Raw genomic sequence first — 19,513 nt, forward strand, 5'->3', positions numbered from 1 at the left:
AACATGTTTGATATAATGGAACAACACAGCGAAGAAGCTGTAATAAAAGTAATCGGCGTGGGCGGTGGTGGCGGTAACGCTGTTGAGCACATGGTAAAACAACAAATAGAAGGCGTGCGTTTTATAGCCGCTAATACGGATGCGCAAGCATTACGTAACTCTGCTGCCGATATTACAGTTCAACTAGGCACGCAAATAACCTCTGGGTTGGGTGCGGGCGCAAACCCTGAAGTAGGCCGTAAGTCGGCTGAAGAAGATGCAGATACAATTCGTGCCAGCCTTGAAGGCGCCGATATGGTATTTATTGCAGCCGGTATGGGCGGTGGTACAGGTACTGGTGCAGCACCGGTAGTTGCTAAAATTGCTAAAGAACTCGGTATTTTAACTGTTGCAGTTGTAACACGTCCTTTTGATTTTGAAGGTAAAAAACGTGCAGCAGCCGCTGAACAAGGCATTAATGAATTGTCAGAAATTGTAGATTCACTTATTACAATTCCTAACAATAAATTGCTTAAAGTTTTAGGGAAAGGGACTACACTTCTAGATGCCTTCGCTAAAGCTAATGACGTATTATTTGGTGCGGTACAAGGTATAGCAGAGCTAATTACACGTTCTGGTTTAATTAACGTGGATTTCGCCGATGTTAGAACTGTAATGTCTGCAATGGGTACTGCAATGATGGGAACGGCGTCTGCGTCAGGTCCTGATCGTGCACAAGAAGCTGCAGAAGCCGCTATCTCAAGCCCACTACTAGAAGACGTTGATTTAACAGGTGCTAAAGGTATCTTAGTTAATATTACCGCTGGTATGGACATTGCGATTGAAGAATTTGAAATTGTTGGTAATCACGTTAAAGCACTTGCGTCAGAAAACGCAACGGTTGTTGTTGGTGCGGTAATCGACCCAGAAATGACTGATGAGCTACGTGTAACGGTTGTTGCAACTGGTTTAGGCGGCGATCGTCGTCCACAGTTTGGTATTGTTGATAACGGCTTTAAAAAAGCATCAGGTTCTGATGTTGCAAGCACATCAAACCAAACGAGCAGCATGTACGTACCAAGCTTTGCAAGCCAAGATACAAACGCTGAAGAAAACACGACTAAAGAGCAAGCGCAAAGCAAAGAAAAAGCGCCTTCAACGAGTTCAAGTAGTTCAAGTTCTTCAGCGCAAAATAGTAAAAAAGCAGATAAATCAGAAGGTGGTGATTATTTTGATATTCCCGCTTTTTTACGTAAGCAGGCAGATTAACATTTAATAATACTTTTGTTTGAAATATGTACAAATATTGAAAGGCAAAAGGATTTATGTTAAACTCCGCCGTCTAACTGTAACTGATTTAAAAGTGAGCATACCTATGATTAAACAGCGTACGATTGCACAAGTAGTCAAAGCCATAGGAATTGGACTTCATAAAGGTGAGAAGGTCACAATAACTCTCCGACCTGCGAGCGCAAATACTGGGATTGTATTTCGTCGTGTCGACCTTGATCCGGTTGTTGATTTTGAAACAACACCTGAAGCCGTTGGTGATACGCAGTTGTGTACCTGTTTAATTAACAAAGATGGTGTTCGCTTATCAACTACTGAGCATCTTATTGCAGCTGTTGCTGCAATGGGGATTGATAATCTAATTGTAGAATTAGATAGCTCAGAAGTGCCTATTATGGATGGTAGTGCATTACCATTCATATATCTGTTACAAAAAGGCGGAATTGAAGAACAAAACGTTGCTAAACGCTTTATCCGTATTAAAGAAAAAGTACGCATTGAAGAAGATGGTAAGTGGGCTGAAGTTGAACCATATGATGGTTTTCATATCGACTTTGAGATTGCATTTAACCACCCAGCTATCAATGAAAGTCGCCAACGTATTGGGTTGGATATAACAACGCAAAGCTTTATTGAAGAAATTAGCCGTGCGCGTACTTTTGGATTTATGAAAGATATTGAATACATGCATGCAAACAACCTAGCGCTAGGTGGTAGCATGGATAGTGCTGTGGTACTTGATGAATTCAAAGTTTTAAATCCTAATGGCTTACGTTATAGCGATGAGTTTGTTAAGCACAAGATATTAGACTGTGTTGGTGACATGTTTATGACAGGTCATAATCTTTTAGGTAAAGTAACAGCATTTAAATCGGGTCATGATTTAAATAATAAATTACTACGTAAAATTATGGCTACAGAGTCAGCATGGGAGTGGGCAACATTTGAAACGCCTGTGACGATGCCTGCACCCGGTCTTGAGTTAGCTCCAGCCTAAAAGCAGTAAAAGAACAGCTCGCAAACAGTTATAAAAAATGACGCTAATTAGCGTCATTTTTTTGCGTAAAATTTACTCTATTATAACTCTAAAAGATCTTGTAACTGATTTAAATGAGTTACTGAATAGGTTGGTTTTATTCCATCGGCTAATTGCTCACCAGGGTGTTGTAACCAGCAAGTATCAATACCTGCATTGTTGCCGCCAAGTATGTCGCTTGCAGCAGTATCACCCACCATAAGTATCTCGCTTTTATCAGGGTTACCCATTAGCTCAAATGTGTGCTCAAAAATCGCTTTGTTTGGTTTTGCTATACCCACAAGTTCAGATATTACTAACCATTCAAACATATCTTTTAAGCCAGTATGCTCAAGGCGTACGGTTTGTAAGCGGGCAAATCCGTTAGTAATAATACCTAATCGAGCATTTGGCTTAAGTTTATTTAAAAGCTCAATAGCACCAGGTAATGGCTCGCAAATTTGCGCCATAGCATCTAAAAAAGCATCGTTTAGCTCTTTTGCGGGTACATTAAGTTTTGAAGCCCATTCATTAAAGCGTGTTACTTGTAAGTAATCTGCGCTAATAGTGCCATTTTGATAATCAACCCACAGCTGCTTATTGGTTTTTTGATAATGAACATAATCGTCTTGGCTAAAATCTACGTTGTAAGCTTTAAACATGCGAGTCATGCCCGCTAAAATATCAAACCTAAATAAGGTTTCGTCTGCATCAAACAATACATAGTTGTATTTCATTAAACTTCCTAAATTAATTTGTTTGGCTGTAGAGATCTACGTGTAGAAAGGGCGCCATAGCTAAAGTGAGTGCTTGTGTATAGGTGCTTTCGCGCGTGGCGTAATTGTTTGTAAGTAACCCAATAGCGCCCCCTTTTTGTTTAACGTTGGTGGTATTAAATGCTTTGTCCATTACATCGCCAAGCTCTTCGCCATTAAGTAATGCGTTATAAAGCACTTGAGGCAAGGGGAGGTTGCTGCTGCGCCCTACAACCTGATTTAAGGCATTATCAATAACTACGTAAGCAAAGGTTGCTGCACCATAGCTAAATTGCTCTGCACCACCTTCCATTGCCACGTAGTAGTGAGCTTGGTAATGCTCTTTGCAATAATTAACACGGTTTTGTGCGCCAACACGTGTTTCTTCTTCGCCAATAGGTTGATCTGGCACATTGGATGGAGCATCAACACCTTGGCAATCAATTTCATGTTCAGGGAAATACATTGCAAAAATATGTTTAGCAGCGTTAATTTTTACAGGGTTTTTAGAACCCACAATAATTTTTAATGAGTACAACACAATGTCCCTTATTGTTACTAAAATCAGCAGTGTACGTGAGAGAGCTCAATCTTAGAAGAGGAGTTAAATAGGTATATCCAAAGGTGCTAAGTTTTCCAGTGCACGCTTTTTCAAAATAATATCTTTAATAAGTGGAGTAAGAACCAGCTCCATAGCTAAGCCCATTTTGCCCCCTGGTACTACAAGCGTATTAATACGAGACATAAAACTGCCTTCGATCATCCGTAAATAATAAGGAAAATCAACATCATCAATACCCCTAAAGCGAATAACTACAAAGCTTTCATCAAGAGATGGAATATCTTTGGCGCTAAATGGGTTTGATGTATCAACGGTCGGCACGCGTTGGAAATTAATATGGGTACGAGAAAACTGCGGGGTAATATGATTTATATAGTCATCCATACTGCGCACAATAGAGCCCATAACCGCTTCGCGAGAATGGCCTCGTTCGGATGTATCGCGTATTAATTTTTGAATCCACTCAAGGTTAATAATTGGAACCATGCCTATTAATAAATCGACATGCTTTGCAACGTCTACATCTTGATCAACTACACCACCGTGTAATCCTTCATAAAACAAAATGTCAGTATTATGGTCAAGATCTTGCCAAGGTGTAAATGTACCTGGTAATTGATTGTACGGAACGGCTTCATCAAAGGTGTGTAAGTAGCGGCGTAACTTTCCTTGACCTGTTTCGCTATAGTTTTCAAACAACGTTTTTAAAGCGCCAAAGTCATTGGCCTCTCGGCCAAAGTAACTAATATGTTTACCTTCTTGTTGTGCTTCTCGAACTTTTTTATCCATTTCGGGGCGAGTGTAACGATGAAAGCTATCTCCTTCGACAAAAGCCGCTTGAATATTAAGGCTACGGAAAATATGTTTAATTGCATTCGTTGTGGTGGTTGTACCCGCACCAGATGAACCCGTAATCGCAATAATAGGATTTTTAGCTGACATGTTAATTCTCTTTTTTAGGACCAGGTTTTATAACCAGACTAAACTTAACATTATTTTAAGTCGTTTGGGTATCTTAAGAGTTGACTGACTTAGCTCAAGTGACGCCATCAGCAAATAACGTTATCATGAGGTGCTTAAAATTAAAACGAGAGAAAGCATGAAACTTATTAAACCATTACTTGGATTATTTTCTGTAGCAGCGCTGAGCCCAATAGTGGTGCAGGCTAGCATGCCAAAAAGCCAAGTATTACTTGCTGATTTAAATACACCTTTCGGGGTACAAGTTAGTATAGTGAGCGATAAAAATAGTTATAACAACCAACCGCACTTAACAAGTACAGGTTTATACTTTACTCATGAAGTAATTAATAAAGGGCAAAGCCAAACTGATATTGCTTATTATGATTTCACGTCAAAAAAAGTTACCAATATAACTAACTCTCCTGTAAGCGAATATTCACCAACGGTTATGCCAAGTGGTGGTGCGATATCAGCGATTGTTGTAGAAGCTGACGGTAAGCAAAAATTGTGGCAATACCCACTCAAAAATCAAGATGCGCCAAGTCGTATTTTTGATTGGATTGAACCTGTTGGATACCATGCATGGGGTGTCCAAAATGATTTAGTGATGTTTATTTTAGGAAAGCCTCACACTCTTCAATATACTTCTGTTGCACAAGCGAAGGGGGAAATAGCTGCCAGTAATATTGGCCGAACGCTTATTTATAACAACTCAATGGCTGCATTTTTATTTAGTTACACTAAAAACGAGCAACACATTTTAGCGAGTTTTAATCCACAAGATAAACAAGTTGAAGACCTATTAAGGTTACCGGCTCAAGTTCAAGATTTTATTTTAAAAGATAATACGACCATTGCTTATGCTATTAAAAACCGCGTTTATCAGCGTAAACTTGATGGAAGTGATGAAGTATCGCAATGGCTTAATTTAAGCACCTACTGCGAAACAAATATAACAAGAATGAGTTACAACAATGAAAAACTCGCTTTTGTATGTGATATAACAAAGTAAAGCAGGCAAATAAATTCAGATTTTATTGTGTGTATGCGTTAATCTAATACGCAAATTAACTAATAGGGATTACACGTGGCTTATAGTGCAGACGAGCTGACAGAACAGCTCATTAAATTACAGTGCAGAAGTAATTTTAAGATTAAAAATATTGCAGAGTACATGTTAGTAAACTCTAAAGAAGCATTTTATACCCACAGCGAAAGCGGCAAGGGTAAAATAGTAATTCGCCCAGCATTTGAAGTATTTAGCGATGATTTTAATGATATAGGTGGCGTAACACGTGCGCAAGGGTACTTCCATAGCAGTGAGATGACACGCTTTCCTACGCGCATTTTTAAAAGCGCCCAACCTATTCACTACGGTGTTGCGTTTAAAATAAATTCTGAGCAAGCAGCCAAAGATTTTATAGCCAAGCTAACTATGATTATTGGTAATTAATTTTATATAAAAAGTAAAAAGCCGCTGAATTTATATTCAGCGGCTTTTGTATTTTTATAGCTCAATAAACCTAATAATTACTTACTTTTTAAAAAGCTATTAACCGATTCAAGTTCACGTGTTTTAAGCGCGATACAATCGTTTGTGCTTTCTTCAAGCTTACTTAGTGTACGAGCGTAACCAGCTACATCAGCTACTTTTTCGTTAAAGAAGGTTTTTGTTGTCGCTAAGCTTTCTGCATCACAGCTTGCAGTTGTAAAGTACGGCAAGTTAGGAATAAAGAAAGGCGGTAAACTTGCTGTTACTTTATCGTAGTTACTGTAAACCCAATCAATAAATAATGCCTGGCGCTCATCTGTGTAACTTTGACCTGACAAAATAGTACGCATGTCAGATGCCGTTACTTCATCCGTTAAGCTATAAGCTAATACCGCTTTTTGTAACTCAGGTTTACCAAAAAAGCCCATAGCTGCAAGCATGTTTGTGCGTACTTGCGGATCTTTAGTCGTTTTGAACGTCGTCATAAACTGATCAAGTAGCGCTTTGTCACCATGAAAAGCAGCAAGAGTTAAGTACGTACCCGCTAAGTATGGGTCTACTTTTTGTGGATCATTTAAATAAACTTGCGTTTGTTCTTTGGCTTTATTGATGACGTTTTGATCTTCACCATCAAAACCTAAGCGTGATACAACGGCTGCACGAAGTTGTGCAATAGCTCCGTCTTCACCCGCTTTTGCTTCTAAACCATATTTTTTAGCTGCAGGCGTTACTGCACCGCGAATAAATTCAGGCCATAGGTCTTTATTGCTATCGTCTTTAAAAGTACGTTGTTGCGATACTAAGTAACCTAGCGCGGTATTTGCTACGCGAGGGTGGCTATCGCTTACGAACACTTCAAGTGTTTGCATTAACTTAGCAGCAGATATAACACCAGCATCAAGTAGCGCATCAGTAGCCGATAGTAACGCTAAGCGTTCACGGTCACTCAGTACGCTTGGCGCCTTTTTAACAAGTGCGCTAAATTGTGCATCATCCATTACCCAGCGGTAGTAGCCTAATGCACCTTGGTCAGGATAAATCCACTCTGGTTCAAAGTCTAAATCTAGTGTTTGGCTTTGTTTATTAAGTAAAACGTTTGCTGTTTTTACTTTATCGCCGGCACCATATTTAATTGCAACTGGTACATTCCATAACTGCTCTGGCGCATCAACGCCTGCGTTTACAAAGCGGCTTTGTGAAATAGTTACTTTGCTACCTTGTTGAGTTACTTTAACTAGTGGGAAAGAAGATTGCTCAATAAACGATTTTAAAACACTCGCTACGTCTTTATTTGACGCTTTACCAAGTGCTTCCCATAAGTCGGCTGCTTCAGCATTTTTATATGAAAACTCTTTTAAGTAGCTTTGAATACCTTTTTGAAATGCATCTTCGCCAATCCAGTTTTCAACCATAGCAAGTACTGAGCTGCCTTTACTGTAAGCAAGACCTAAACCGTCCATAATGTCGGCTTCAGTTTTAATTGGCTTACGAATAGGCTTGGTGCTTAGGCGTGCATCAAGTGCCATTACGTTGTTTTGTGGCAGGTCTAAGTGCGATTCAAACTCAGGGTTAAGCTGCTTAGTAATTTTTGCAGCCATCCAGCTAGCAAACGCTTCGTTTAACCATAAGTCGTTCCACCATTTCATGGTTACTAAATTACCGTACCATTGGTGAGCAAGTTCGTGAGCAATAATTGATACATTACGCTGTTTTTTACTGCGTGTTGCTGCAGCTAAATCAACTAATAAAATATCTTCTCGGTAGGTTACTAAGCCGGAGTTTTCCATTGCGCCAAATGGAAACTCTGGTACCGCTACTGAGTCTAATTTTTTGTAAACGTAAGGAATACCAAAATACGCTTCAAGTGCACCCAGTACTTTTGGCATGTTTTCTTTTGCGTATTGGGCTAAGTGGATTTTACCTTGAGGGGTAATTACACGGCCAGGAATTGGCATGCCTTTAATATCTAATTCTTCAAACGGGCCAACAGCCATCGCGACTAGGTATGAAGGAATTGGCGGCGTTTTATCAAAGTAGTGTGTGGTCATATCGCCATTAACGATTGCTTTAAGCTCAGGCGTATTTGAATATACTTTTTGTGATGTAGGCGCAGTAATCGTTAACTGAAATGGAATTTTGTAACTTGGCTCATCAAAAACAGGAAATGCACGGCGTGCATCACTCATTTCAAATTGAGTAAATAAATAAGGTGTGCCTTGGTCTAACGTTTTGTATAAACCAACACTTTGACGGTTATATGGCGCTGAAAAATCAACTTTAAGGGTGTATTTACCTGGTTGAATTTGCTCATCACAGCTAAATTTAACTTTACCTGTTTTAAGCATTTCGTTGTTTAAGTCACAGTTTTCGTCGCCAAGCAGTTGCGCCATTTTAACAGCGTAAGCTACGCCATTTAATTCAATGTATTTTGTTGGTTTTAGTACTTCTAGGGAAATCTCAGTCATCCCTGTGAATGTATCTTGGCTCGGATCGAGTGTTAACGATACCTGTTGTGAACTTGGTTTTGCGAGTTTTTCAATAACGAATTCGTTAGCGTTTGCAGCACCCATTGCCAAAGCAACGCTCACTGTTAAGAGGCTTTTAAGAAACATAGTGATCCCTAGATTGTTGTTGTTAGAAACTACCCTAAATAGGCTTTTTTATGCTCATATTATTAGGGGGTTAGATATCCTAACAGTTTTTTTTAATAGAGTAATTGATTATAACGATGACTTTAAGGGGAAATAGTAACAAAGTTTGTCAGTGGCTTTCGCGTGTTATAAAACGCTGCCAATGCAGGTGTGAGTTAATAATACGTATTTTTTGGATCACGTTATTTAATAAAAGCACGTCCTTAAATTCATTATGTGGGTATTCGTTAAATCCCATGAGGTAATTAAAGGCGTCTTTAGAGTTGGCTTGCAGAGCATGTATACGCACTTGTTGCTCAAAGTTAAGACGAAGGCTGCTTATTGCTGTTTTCATACCGAGTTGATCAACGTTTGGTATATCACACTTTTGTAAATAGCCGGCTCGCTCACCTTCACCTGAAAACCAAATACGGACTTTTTCACTGTATCTGCCAGTTTTAGCGGGTAAGTCGAACATTAATCGTTGTTGATTTTGTGATTTTATGAATGCTAAATATTCATTAAACCCGGCATCTATAAGTGCCTGATGCACAGGAACTAAGCGAGGTTTTATCTTACCGTGAGTATGAAAATTAAAACATAAGACATCTTTTTCAAGAGACAGATCATCAAGCGTTAGATAGCCAATTTCATCGCTATATGCACCACTGTAATATGCAATTAGAGGAAGCCAAAAATGCCAGTGTTTTGGTTGCTCACGTGCAACTTTAAAATCACCGTATATATATCCATTATAAAGAGTGTGCAGTTCCATGGCTGAAAAGGGCCGGCGACCAAGATGGGTTTTCAACGTAATACCTTGAAAATAATGATGTGTTTTATTTTATACCCAACTAGCAGTAGATGCTAGTCGGGTTTTATCCGCTCTTAAAATAAAGCGTATAAAGTATTACTCACTTAAAGCGCGAGCTAAACCAGTAGGTTCAATCTCTGTACATACTTGGTCATCATTCCAGTTAATGCCAACAAGTGCGTTATCTTCATTTAAATCTTCAACCCATGCATCTAAAAATTCATCAAGATTTATTTCTACAGGGCTGTAGTCTTTCCACTCTTCTTTACATTGCGCTTTAGCTGCTTCTTCACTTTCCCAAAGCAGTAGTACGTCAGTTTCGTCAAATTGGTTAGAATCGCACACTACAAAGCCATTATCTTCTGCACCAAGTGCCCAAATTACTTCGCTAACACGTACTTTTTCTACAAAGTTAACTAGTTGTGATTCAATTTCGATATCGCTCATGTGTTTACCTTTTTAAATTAGTGACGAGGATTAGTATCTATTGCTGCTTGACGCTTGCCATATTGCTTATGAAAAGCAACAAGCTCTGAATACTGACTAAAGTCAGTTAATTCACGAAAGCAAATCCAATCAAGCAGGCAGTATAAACTGATGTTGAGGTATTCACAGCTTTTAAATTCTTCATCGCTTAAATGGGTATTTAAAAAGCTTAATGTTTGTTCAATTCGTTCGTTTTGCAAATTAAAAAAGAGTTTATCGCTTTTGGTGTCAAATCCAGAGCGTTCACATAGCAGCATTTCTACTAGCGAATCGTTACAGGCATTTATAGTCGTAAGTAAGTGCTCTTGCGGCCACGTTAGTTTTGGTTGACCTGTTTTTTCAAGTAAATAGCGCAATATAGAATTAGAGTCACTAAGTGTTAAGTTGCCATCTACCAGAATGGGAATCTTTCGAGCTGGATTTTTACTGGCCATAGTAGGGCGATCTTGCTCAGAAAATATATCAAGACTCACAAGCTCTAGTTTACAGTTGTTTTGTTGTGCCCAAATTCTAATTCGGCGCACGTAAGGTGAAGGTACAGAACCAATTAATTGCATAATTACTCCATAAAAAAGCCGCATAAGCGGCTTTTATAAAACGTTACTTACGATACAGTTAAATTTATTCTGAACGGCTAGTAACTTCAAGTAAATGATAACCAAATTGAGTTTGCACAGGGCCTTGTACTTGGTTAATTGGAGCTGAAAACACAACTTTATCAAACTCTGGAACCATCATACCAGGACCAAACTCACCAAGAGCACCGCCATCTTGACCTGATGGGCAGTTTGAATGCGCTTTGGCTAATTCAGCAAAGTCTTCGCCTTGCTCAATTTTTGTTTTTAAGTCTAAGCATTGTGCTTCACTGTCTACAAGTATATGTCGTGCGCTTGCTACTGTCATAAAATCTCCCGAGTATAGTGTGGTGTTTTTTTAACCGAATTAAAATATCATTCTAGTTAGTTTCAACTAATTGTACCAGTATAAACTTATTTATCAGAAAGCACAGTTTCAATTGCAGCAATCATTTGTTCTGAATCAGGTGCTGCTTTGCTGTTAAACCGTAAAACCGTCTCACGATCAGCAGACACTAAGTACTTATAAAAGTTCCAATTTGGAGAGCTAGTTTGCTTATTCAAATATTTAAAAATTGGATTCGCTTTACTACCACGCACTTCGCTTGTAGCAAACATAGGGAAGGTTACACCATAATTTACAAAGCATACTTTTGCAGTTTCTTTTTCACTATCCTCTTCTTGAAAAAAATCATCAGAAGGGAACCCTAATACGACTAAACCTTGTTCTTTGTATCGTTGATATAGCGCTTCAAGGCCTTTAAATTGGGGTGTAAAACCACAGTTGCTTGCCGTGTTTACTATTAATAAAGGCTTATTTTTAAATTGGCATAAATCAATAGATTCTTTTGAGCGAAGCTTTCGAATATCGACATTGGTAAAATCTTGACAGTCTTGGGTAGAGGTTTGGTTGATAGTTGATGATGTTTCAGCGTGGAGTGGGGCATTAATAAATAAAGCCATTAATCCTATTATAATTTTTTTTAGCATTACATTACCTAAACTTTTCAATTGTTTGATTGGATAATCATACGCTAATATGAAACAAATTGATCAACCTTTGAATGACCTATGACAACCCGTTTAGCAACTATTGATGATCTTAATGAAATTGTAGCCATTTATAACGAAACCATTGCAGGGCGAATGGTAACTGCAGATACCGAAGAAGTTACTGTTGACGAAAAGCGTGACTGGTTTAATAGCCATAACGATAAAAGGCCTATTTATGTTTACTGCGAAAATAACCAAGTACTTGCTTGGGTAAGTTATAAATCGTTTTATGGGCGTCCTGCTTACGATGGCACAGTAGAGATGAGCATTTACATTACCCGTAAAGCACAAGGTAAAGGGCTTGGTAAAAAGCTAATGATATTTGCTCAAACACAAGCTAAGCAATTAAATATTAAAGTATTGCTTGGTTTTATTTTTAGTCATAATTTACCCAGTGTTAAATTATTTAAGCATTTTGATTTTGAAATATGGGGCGAGTTGCCAAGCGTTGCCATAATGGATAACAAGCCCTACAGCCTGACTATTTTTGGAAAGCATCTTAAATAAACTGTTTTTTGAAAGCTTGTAATATTTTTTTACAAAATAACGATAGGGCTTTATGCCAATTAAATAAAAATAGACTACGCTATTAGGATATTAAGTTTATTAATTTGAAGTGTGGCTTGATGATTCGAAAAATATTAATTATTGATAGTAGTAGTGTCATCGCGATGCGTGTGAAAGTGCTTTTAGAATTAATAGGGTGTGAGGTCGAATTAATTCATTTCAGCATGCTAGACATGTATACCAATATAGGCGATTACGACTTAGTTGTTGTTGCCCATGGTGTGCCTGTTGATTCTATAAAACCGCTTGTAAGCGAAGTAGCGCAAGAGCGCTTTATGCTGCTTGCGCCAAAAGCACAAAGCGGTGAACAACTAACTGCGTTTAGCGAGCTAAATCATATTGCGCCTGACGCAACCGTGGTCTACCCATTTTTTTCTAATAAAGAAATTACTTCTCTTTTAGAGAGCCTATTAGAATTAGGCTCTAACCATATTTTGCAATTACCTACTATTTTACTCGTCGACCATGTTCCTGAACGTCTCGAAAAAATGAAAAATAGCTTAATCGGTGCTCATATCGAGACTCATACTGCAACAACCTCCGCAGAAGCTTTAGAAATTAGTAAAGAAAAGCAAATAGATATACTGATAAGCGATTTTGTTTTAGATGACGGAACAGGTTTAGGAATTTTTTCAAATTTAAAAGTAACCCAACCGCATTGTCGTTGTTTGTTATTTACCTCACGCCCTGATCAAGTTTCAATGATCGAAGCAATTCGTCAAGGCGTAGAAGATGTACTCATTAAACCTTTAAACGATAGCTCACTATTACAATCAATACATAAATTATGGCAAACAGAGTTATTAAAACGTCATAACGCAGAGCTTGTAGAAAGGCTACAAGATACGGTTGATGCCCTGATTGAAAAAGACAGCCTACTTCAGGTTATTTATAAACATACGCCCGATGCAATTATGTTATTTGAAAAGTGCGGTAGAGTGATAGAAGCTAATGATGCTTGCTTGAGACTATTTAATTTACCGTTTAATGAACTCGAAGGTAAATCAGTATTTGATTTTTTAGACGATGATTCAATTTTAGGTATTAAAGATAAGATTTCGACATTAAATAGTAATCGACAATTTAGCTGCGATTTACGTTTATCTAAAACAGCAGGAGGTTATATACCCTTAGTTGGCTCTTTTAATGAGATAGATCACCATGGCGAAATAGCACTTGCGGTCATATTTAAAAATGTAACTCATCTTAAGCAAAAAGAGGATTTATTACTTGAAGCAAAAGATGTTCTTGAAGAGCAAGTAAGAGCGCGTACTTCACAACTCGAGCATGCTAAAAATGTGGCTGAGGCTGCAAACTTAAGTAAATCAGAATTTTTAGCAAACATGTCGCATGAACTGCGTACTCCTATGCACTCTATTTTAAGCTTTTCGCGTTTTGGTTTAAGCAAATTAGAAACTGGAGATTTTGCAAAAGAAAAACTCATTAAGTATTTATCGCGAATAGAGAGTAGTGGTGAGCGTTTACTGTCGTTACTAAATAATTTACTCGACCTATCTAAGCTAGATGTAGGTAAGTTTCCATTTAACCCTCGTCCCTATAATTTAGCGAATATTATTAAAACAAGTATTGATGATGTGTCTGGTACGGCAATGGAAAAAGAAATTGAGATTATATTTACCGCACAGCCATTACCTGTAATTGCACAATGTGATGAAGAGCAAATAAACCAGTTACTTCGAAACGTACTAGGTAACGCACTTAAATTTAGCGAGCCTAAAAGTAAAATACGGGTAAATTTAGAGTCAGATAATAAGCTTGCTACTATAGAGGTTACCGATAATGGGGTCGGTATACCAGAAGATGAGTTGGAGCATATTTTTACTAAGTTTGTGCAAAGCAGTAAAACAAATAGTGGTGCCGGTGGTACAGGGTTAGGCCTTGCATTGTGTAGAGAGTTTGTATCTTTACACCAAGGTGAAATCTCTGCACGTAACAACGAAAATGGTGGTGCAACTATATCTATACAAGTGCCATTAGAAATAAACTTAGACGAGCATTTAGCTGAAGATCAGTTAATACAACACAGTAATTAATTGTTTTTTGGCATACCAAGTAACTTTTTAAAGAATTTGAATGGATGATAAATTATGGCCTTAACTAAAATACTTGCCGTTGATGACGAACCCTTTAACCTTGAAATTATTGAGGAAATTTTAGAGGAGCTTGATTTTGAATTACAAGTAGCAACAAGTGGTCCTGAGTGTTTAAACATGGTTGAAGGTTATATGCCTCAGGTTATATTACTCGACGTAAGTATGCCGCAAATGAACGGCTATGAAGTATGTAAAGCACTTAAAGCAAATCCAAATACCGCACACATTATTGTTATGTTTGTTTCTGCTCGCGGCACTGTTGAAGAACGCATGGAAGGCTATTCTGTTGGCGCAGAAGACTATATTGTAAAACCTTTTGGCCATGACGAACTTAAATCTAAGCTTAAAAATTTAAATCAAGTACTCGTTGAAAAGCAAAGCCTAGAAAAGCAAGTTGAAGATGCAACATCAACTGCATTTAATGCAATGGCCAATAGCAGTGAAATGGGGCAAATAGTTAACTACGTTGAAAACATTGGCTTTATTAACGATCCTCAAGAGTTAGGTAAAGCGCTTGTAGATTGCCTTCAGTCTTTTGATTTACAAAGCAATGTAGAATTTAGAGAAAATAATGAAATTAGCCACTTTGCACTAAACGGCGTGTGTTCACCTATTGTGGTGGAGCTGTTTGAAATGCTGAAAAACAAAGGGCGCTTACATGAGTTTTCGCACCGAATTTTAGTTAACTATGAATTGATTAGCTTACTTATTTTAAATATGCCCGATCATGATCCTGATAAGCATGGCCGTATACGCGACCACGTATGTTTTATTGTCAGTGTTACCGAGCAGCAGCTACGCGCCATCATGACCAAGAAAATGCTTGAATCACAACGAGCGAAACTTAATGCCGTAGCAAGTACTGTTCATAGTAAGTTTCATAGCTTAATTAGCTTGTTGAATGAAAACCGTCAAAACAACGAAAAAGTGTTTAAACAGTTACAAGAAGAGCTCGAAGAACGTATCCCATCAATGGGACTGGATGAAGATCAGGAGGTGTTTATTTATAAAAAAGTAGATGAAACTATCCAAAACTCAGTAGCAAGAGAAGAGTCTGTTAAACAAGTCAAAGCAGCCTTTACAGAGATAGAACAAGATCTATCGTTACTTTTGAAAAACTAGTTACTTCGCAATATAAAGGTTTACTTAAGCGGTGCTATGCATCCCTTGGTAAGCCTTTTTCTACAATTCTAATTAACCTAGCTGTTTTACGAATTTGTAATCGTTGTTTATCGTTTTGCTGAGCAAGTGCCCATTCAATATGCTCTAAAACAAGTTCGCTGCATATTTGGCTTTTATCTTGTAGGGCATTAATAATAGCGGGGCTGAACTCTGCATTACCTAAACCAACTGCTAAATTACGTAACCAACGTTCGTGACCAATGCGACGAATAGGGCTGCCTTCGGTGTTTTTTAAAAATGTAGGCTCATCCCAGGCAAACAGCTCAAGTAAATCTTTATCTTTTAATTGAGTGCGAGGATGAAAGTCATTTTCGTCAGTTATTTGTCCATAACGATTCCAAGGGCATACTAACTGACAATCATCACAACCATAAACACGATTGCCTAATAAAGTTCGGTATTGCTCTGGTATTGGCCCTTGGTGTTCTATGGTTAAATACGATATACATTTACGTGCATCAACAACGTAGGGCTCTACAATTGCACCTGTTGGGCAAAGAGTAATACAAGCAACGCATTTACCGCAGCCTTCAAAGGTGTTTTCTGCATCAATTGGTAGAGGTAAATCAATAAATAGCTCGCCTAAAAAAAACCACGACCCAGCTTCTTGGTTAATTAATAAAGAATGCTTACCACGCCACCCTAAACCGGCTTTTTCGGCAAGTTGACGCTCAAGTACAGGGGCTGAATCTACAAAGGGTCTAAAGCCATACTCGCCAACTTCTTGCTCTATTTTTTGGCCGAGTTTTTTTAAACGATTACGCATTAATTTATGGTAATCACGACCTAATGCATAGCGGCTTATATATGCTTTTTCTTTATTTTTTAAGGTTTTTGCAAAGCCAGCATCGGGAGGCAGATAATTCATTTTTACAGATATAACACGCTGTGTACCAGGCACTAATTCAGCAGGGCGGGCGCGTTTCATACCGTGGGCAGCCATATAATCCATCGAGCCGTGGTAGCCTGCATCAAGCCAACGTTGCAATTGGGCTTCGTGCTTAGATAAGTCAATATCAGTAATGCCCACTTCGCTAAAGCCAAGCTCTTGCCCCCAGTTTTTTATTTGCAGGGTTAGTTTTTCATAGTCTGGGGTAGGGTTGCTCACACGCTTTACACACTTAAATTAATAGCTGCGTAATTTACCATATTTCTCTGAGCCCGAAAACGGTTCTTAGTGCACAAAGCGCTTTAACTGTTGTTGGGTTTGTAAGCTTAGCTGTTGAGATTGCTCGCTATCGGCTAATGCCGTATCTATTTGTTGTTTAGCTTGCTCCCCTAAAGCTACGATTTGCTCTACCGATTGGTGAGTCGTACTTTGGGTGCCCTCAAGCAAATGTACAGCACTGGCTATTTGTTGCAGCTGCTGCTGGTTGTGCTCAAACTCACTAAGCATTTTAGTAAAGCCATCACAGGTTGCACTAATTGAGCTTTGTGCGTTATTAGAGTGAGTCATTAATTGCTCTGACTCTTTATTTGTCTCGTTTACCAAATCATTCATCTGACTTATAAAGTCGCTAATTTGCCTAGTTGCGCCACTTACCTTTATTGAAAGCGTGCGTACTTCGTCTGCAACTACGGCAAATCCTCTGCCAGCTTCACCCGCTCTAGCTGCTTCTATTGCGGCGTTGAGGGCTAACAAATTAGTTTGATCAGAAAACTCTTCAACCATTTTTAAAATACTACGAATGTTTTCACTGTTTTCTTTCAGTCCCGCAATTGTATTTGAAAAGCTACCTAGCATATTAGTAATAAGTTTTACCTGCTCTACTAAAGCAGCGAGTTCTGACGCAGATAGTTTTACAAAGTTAAGGTGTTCATTATTAACGTTATGTACGCTATCTGTATTATTTACTATGTCTTGTAAGCTTTGGGTTATTTGCATACTGGCATTAATAATACTGTGGCTTAACTGTATTTGTTGCTCACTTGATTGCTCAGTATTTTTCATCGATTCAGTGACTTGTGTATTGCTGTGTGCACTAGCTTGAGCACTGTTATATGTTGTGCTGAGTAACTCACTTAAATGGGCAGTAAATATATTGTATTGTGAACTTAAATCTTTAAATTCGTCATACGAAAAGTGGGGAAGTTTTGCTGCTAAATTTGCATCTTGTTGGTTTATTTCTATCAAAGTATCGCGCATAGCAGTAACAGGGCGAACAATTAAAAAACGCATATAAAAAAGAGTAAAAATAAAACCAGATATAATCACAAGCGTAAGCAGCCAAAATAGCCCTGTACTTTGCTGTTGTTCGCTTAAACTCTGATGCAGCCAAAATAACGTAATTGCTTGGAACAATAATACAAAACTTAAATTACCGACTATTTTACGGGTTAACGTAAAAAAGAATGTTTGCTCTATATAGTTATAAATTTTCATAAAACCACTCATTATGCTCAAGCCCTACGATTGTTATTTAAGTGAGGGGAATGTAAGTTAGCCTTTTTGTAACGACAACAAGTAAGCTTTGGTTCGCGCTGGGTAATTTGTAAAAATTCCGTCTATGCCATACTCAAGCATTAGCGCTATATCTTCTTCCCTATCGACTGTATAAGCATAAATCTTTAGGCCTCTTTTTTTTGCATCGTCGGCAAAAGCCTTATTTATAAAGGTTTTATCTGCATGTACGCTATAAGCGTTTAAATCACTAGCAAACTTTGCATAGTTAATTGGAATAGAAGAAGTAAGGGCGCCTATTTTAAGCCATGGTAGTCTTTTTTTAAGCCACTGTAGTTGATGGTGATCAAACGATGATACTAAAATATTGGCTTTCGATATTTTTTTAGCTTCAATGTTTTGTTCTAATTGAGCCACAAACCTTTCTAGTGCAAACGTGTGTTTAAGCTCAATATTTAATAAAGATTTATTGTTATTCCAATCAAACAGCTGCTGAAGAGTAGGGATTTTTTCACCATTTCCAGCATCAAGCTTAGAGAGCTCATGAGCGGTAAAGTTACTCACCCGGCCTTTACCGCTGGTGGTTCTATCAAGCCATGAGTCGTGTATTACCATGTAATCATCGAAGGAACTTTGAATATCTACTTCAATACCATCAACACCTACTTTTAACGCTTCTAAAATAGCGCTTTTGGTGTTTTCAGGAAAATCCCCACTGGCACCACGGTGTGCAAATACTTTCATTGTCGAGCCTTTTTAGTGATTGACCACGTTTCAAAACAAGCGGCACTAACTATGAGTGCTCCACCAACTAACGTCATAACAGTAGGACGTTCATGAATAATTACTATAGCCAGTATGGTGCCATAAAGTGGCTGCAAGCAAGAAATTAACCCCGCAGTTGCCGCTGATAAATGCTTTAAACTTGCTGCAAATAACGAGTGCGGTGTAGCTGTAAATATAACACCCGCTACAGCAATTAAAATCAGGTCGTGATTACTAACCTCATACACTGGTACTTCTATAAATGCACACAACATAATGCTTGCCACTAAGGTTTGATAAAACATCGTTTGCGGCCCGCCATATTGGCTAAAGTAGCGCTTATGAGTAATGTTTCTTATTGAAAAAAACAATGCCGATATCACACCTGTTATTACACCTAGGGTTACATCATCGCCTAAGTTTGCACTTGGTACTAATAAGTAAATACCTAAAACAACCACCGCTGCACTTATTATATCTTTTGCTTTTGGCCTGCTTTTATTAAATAAGGGTTCTAAAAACACCGTCATTACGGGATAGCTAAAAAATGCCAGCATTCCAATAGTTATACCGGCCATTTGCATACCAGCAAAATAGGTAACCCAGTGAATACCCACCGCAACACCTAAAAATAATGCAATAAGATAGTCTTTAGGTTTGTTGAGTTTAATTTGTTTTTTTTGAAAATAAAGCATGGCTAAAATAGCCATTCCTGCAATTGCAGTTCTGTAAACGGTAATATCTAAAGCATTTAACCCAATAAGTTTGGCAAATAGAGCGGTCCCGCCAAAAAGTAATACCGCTATGTGTAAATAAATTAAACTTTGTTGCTGAGGCTGCATTTAGTTTCCTTGTTGTACTTTTTGAATA

The 19,513-nt window shown here is 38.2% G+C and carries 20 protein-coding genes; 7 read left to right on the plus strand and 13 right to left on the minus strand.

The window, feature by feature from the left end:
• The first annotated feature begins 3 nt into the window (after nucleotides 1-3).
• Nucleotides 4-1,248 (plus strand): cell division protein FtsZ, encoded by a 1,245-nt coding sequence (gene ftsZ, locus JG479_RS03175; RefSeq protein ID WP_058154155.1) that lies wholly within the window; start codon nucleotides 4-6, stop codon nucleotides 1,246-1,248.
• A gap of 106 nt (nucleotides 1,249-1,354) precedes the next feature.
• Nucleotides 1,355-2,266, plus strand: coding sequence for a UDP-3-O-acyl-N-acetylglucosamine deacetylase (gene lpxC, locus JG479_RS03180; RefSeq protein WP_002957999.1), 912 nt, complete (start codon nucleotides 1,355-1,357; stop codon nucleotides 2,264-2,266).
• Nucleotides 2,267-2,346: 80 nt separating this feature from the next.
• On the opposite strand, the gene yjjG is transcribed toward lpxC, so the two are convergent.
• The 3 genes from yjjG to JG479_RS03195 all read right to left on the minus strand — a co-directional run bounded on the left by yjjG (nucleotide 2,347) and on the right by JG479_RS03195 (nucleotide 4,543).
• Nucleotides 2,347-3,021, minus strand: a complete 675-nt coding sequence (gene yjjG, locus JG479_RS03185; RefSeq protein ID WP_200219933.1) for a pyrimidine 5'-nucleotidase — start codon at nucleotides 3,019-3,021, stop codon at nucleotides 2,347-2,349.
• 13 nt (nucleotides 3,022-3,034) lie between these two features.
• Complete coding sequence (gene yjjX / locus JG479_RS03190) at nucleotides 3,035-3,580, minus strand: inosine/xanthosine triphosphatase (protein WP_200219934.1); 546 nt, start codon at nucleotides 3,578-3,580, stop codon at nucleotides 3,035-3,037.
• A 63-nt stretch (nucleotides 3,581-3,643) separates the two neighbouring features.
• The gene (locus JG479_RS03195) at nucleotides 3,644-4,543 is read right to left on the minus strand and encodes a phosphoribulokinase (protein WP_002958002.1); all 900 of its coding nucleotides are present in this window, start codon (nucleotides 4,541-4,543) and stop codon (nucleotides 3,644-3,646) included.
• A gap of 157 nt (nucleotides 4,544-4,700) precedes the next feature.
• On the opposite strand from JG479_RS03195, the gene JG479_RS03200 reads away from it, so the two are divergent.
• Together JG479_RS03200 and JG479_RS03205 are read left to right on the plus strand one after the other, a co-directional pair.
• Entirely contained in the window at nucleotides 4,701-5,576 is an 876-nt protein-coding gene (locus JG479_RS03200; protein ID WP_200219935.1) for a hypothetical protein, read from the plus strand.
• A 75-nt stretch (nucleotides 5,577-5,651) separates the two neighbouring features.
• Complete coding sequence (locus JG479_RS03205) at nucleotides 5,652-6,017, plus strand: hypothetical protein (protein WP_200219936.1); 366 nt, start codon at nucleotides 5,652-5,654, stop codon at nucleotides 6,015-6,017.
• A 77-nt stretch (nucleotides 6,018-6,094) separates the two neighbouring features.
• Here JG479_RS03205 and JG479_RS03210 read toward each other — a convergent pair whose 3' ends face one another.
• From JG479_RS03210 to JG479_RS03235, 6 genes are all read right to left on the minus strand, one after another.
• Entirely contained in the window at nucleotides 6,095-8,668 is a 2,574-nt protein-coding gene (locus tag JG479_RS03210; RefSeq protein ID WP_149602141.1) for a M1 family metallopeptidase, read from the minus strand.
• A 148-nt stretch (nucleotides 8,669-8,816) separates the two neighbouring features.
• Complete coding sequence (locus JG479_RS03215) at nucleotides 8,817-9,497, minus strand: hypothetical protein (protein WP_138488564.1); 681 nt, start codon at nucleotides 9,495-9,497, stop codon at nucleotides 8,817-8,819.
• A 99-nt stretch (nucleotides 9,498-9,596) separates the two neighbouring features.
• A complete protein-coding gene (locus tag JG479_RS03220; RefSeq protein WP_002958007.1) occupies nucleotides 9,597-9,947 on the minus strand; it encodes a DUF2750 domain-containing protein in 351 nt (116 codons plus the stop codon).
• A 17-nt stretch (nucleotides 9,948-9,964) separates the two neighbouring features.
• The gene (locus JG479_RS03225) at nucleotides 9,965-10,543 is read right to left on the minus strand and encodes a glutathione S-transferase family protein (protein ID WP_039485301.1); all 579 of its coding nucleotides are present in this window, start codon (nucleotides 10,541-10,543) and stop codon (nucleotides 9,965-9,967) included.
• 64 nt (nucleotides 10,544-10,607) lie between these two features.
• Nucleotides 10,608-10,889 carry a peptidylprolyl isomerase gene (locus JG479_RS03230; protein WP_002958009.1) on the minus strand — a complete coding sequence of 94 codons (282 nt, stop codon included), beginning with the start codon at nucleotides 10,887-10,889 and terminating at the stop codon, nucleotides 10,608-10,610.
• Between the two features lie 86 nt (nucleotides 10,890-10,975).
• The gene (locus JG479_RS03235; protein ID WP_200219937.1) at nucleotides 10,976-11,551 is read right to left on the minus strand and encodes a glutathione peroxidase; all 576 of its coding nucleotides are present in this window, start codon (nucleotides 11,549-11,551) and stop codon (nucleotides 10,976-10,978) included.
• Between the two features lie 81 nt (nucleotides 11,552-11,632).
• Between JG479_RS03235 and JG479_RS03240 the strand changes: the two genes are divergently transcribed.
• From JG479_RS03240 to JG479_RS03250, 3 genes are all read left to right on the plus strand, one after another.
• Nucleotides 11,633-12,121 carry a GNAT family N-acetyltransferase gene (locus JG479_RS03240; protein WP_039485299.1) on the plus strand — a complete coding sequence of 163 codons (489 nt, stop codon included), beginning with the start codon at nucleotides 11,633-11,635 and terminating at the stop codon, nucleotides 12,119-12,121.
• Between the two features lie 119 nt (nucleotides 12,122-12,240).
• Entirely contained in the window at nucleotides 12,241-14,235 is a 1,995-nt protein-coding gene (locus JG479_RS03245; protein ID WP_200219938.1) for a hybrid sensor histidine kinase/response regulator, read from the plus strand.
• A gap of 54 nt (nucleotides 14,236-14,289) precedes the next feature.
• Complete coding sequence (locus tag JG479_RS03250; RefSeq protein ID WP_002958014.1) at nucleotides 14,290-15,417, plus strand: response regulator; 1,128 nt, start codon at nucleotides 14,290-14,292, stop codon at nucleotides 15,415-15,417.
• Nucleotides 15,418-15,451: 34 nt separating this feature from the next.
• Here the strand turns inward: JG479_RS03250 and queG are convergent, their stop codons facing one another.
• The 4 genes from queG to JG479_RS03270 form a co-directional block, all read right to left on the minus strand.
• Complete coding sequence (gene queG / locus JG479_RS03255) at nucleotides 15,452-16,585, minus strand: tRNA epoxyqueuosine(34) reductase QueG (RefSeq protein WP_200219939.1); 1,134 nt, start codon at nucleotides 16,583-16,585, stop codon at nucleotides 15,452-15,454.
• A gap of 66 nt (nucleotides 16,586-16,651) precedes the next feature.
• Nucleotides 16,652-17,872: a methyl-accepting chemotaxis protein gene (locus JG479_RS03260; RefSeq protein WP_002958016.1), complete on the minus strand. Its 1,221-nt coding sequence runs from the start codon at nucleotides 17,870-17,872 to the stop codon at nucleotides 16,652-16,654.
• Nucleotides 17,873-17,917: 45 nt separating this feature from the next.
• The gene (locus JG479_RS03265) at nucleotides 17,918-18,622 is read right to left on the minus strand and encodes a glycerophosphodiester phosphodiesterase (RefSeq protein ID WP_200219940.1); all 705 of its coding nucleotides are present in this window, start codon (nucleotides 18,620-18,622) and stop codon (nucleotides 17,918-17,920) included.
• Nucleotides 18,619-19,485 (minus strand): DMT family transporter, encoded by an 867-nt coding sequence (locus JG479_RS03270; protein WP_024594632.1) that lies wholly within the window; start codon nucleotides 19,483-19,485, stop codon nucleotides 18,619-18,621. The genes JG479_RS03265 and JG479_RS03270 overlap by 4 nt, the downstream gene beginning before the upstream one ends.
• Nucleotides 19,486-19,513: the final 28 nt, after the last annotated feature.

Source organism: Pseudoalteromonas sp. LC2018020214, assembly GCF_016598755.1.
In the GTDB taxonomy this organism is placed as follows: domain Bacteria; phylum Pseudomonadota; class Gammaproteobacteria; order Enterobacterales; family Alteromonadaceae; genus Pseudoalteromonas; species Pseudoalteromonas distincta.